The 378-nt window shown below is 50.5% G+C and carries 3 tRNA genes; all 3 read left to right on the top strand.

The annotated features are described in order from the left end of the window. Positions 1-77: 77 nt before the first annotated feature. The 3 genes from KVT34_RS29975 to KVT34_RS29965 all read left to right on the top strand — a co-directional run bounded on the left by KVT34_RS29975 (position 78) and on the right by KVT34_RS29965 (position 377). Positions 78-167, top strand: a tRNA-Ser gene (locus KVT34_RS29975). A gap of 9 nt (positions 168-176) precedes the next feature. After that, positions 177-251 (top strand) — tRNA-Glu (locus tag KVT34_RS29970). A gap of 53 nt (positions 252-304) precedes the next feature. Beyond that, positions 305-377, top strand: a tRNA-Val gene (locus tag KVT34_RS29965). Position 378 lies beyond the last annotated feature (1 nt).

The following is a 378-nucleotide window of genomic DNA, read 5'->3' as shown; positions in this document are numbered from 1 at the left end:
CCTGATAGCTCAGTTGGTAGAGCACTCGACTGTTAATCGAGTTGTCACAGGTTCGAGTCCTGTTCGGGGAGCCATATGGAGAGGTGTCCGAGTGGTCGAAGGAGCACGATTGGAAATCGTGTAGGCGAGAAATCGTCTCGAGGGTTCGAATCCCTCTCTCTCCGCCATCTATATATGGCCCGTTGGTCAAGGGGTTAAGACACCTCCCTTTCACGGAGGTAACAGGGGTTCGAATCCCCTACGGGTCACCATCATAATTTTACCTTTGACAAGATTAAAGATTATGATTATAATGTAAATCTATGGACGCTTAGCTCAGCTGGGAGAGCATCTGCCTTACAAGCAGAGGGTCGGCGGTTCGATCCCGTCAGCGTCCAC

Source organism: Paenibacillus sp. GbtcB18, assembly GCF_019091125.1.
Lineage (GTDB): Bacteria > Bacillota > Bacilli > Paenibacillales > NBRC-103111 > Paenibacillus_F > Paenibacillus_F chitinolyticus.
Note: the sequence above shows the minus strand (reverse complement) of the source record. Positions and strands in the feature narration are given on the sequence as shown.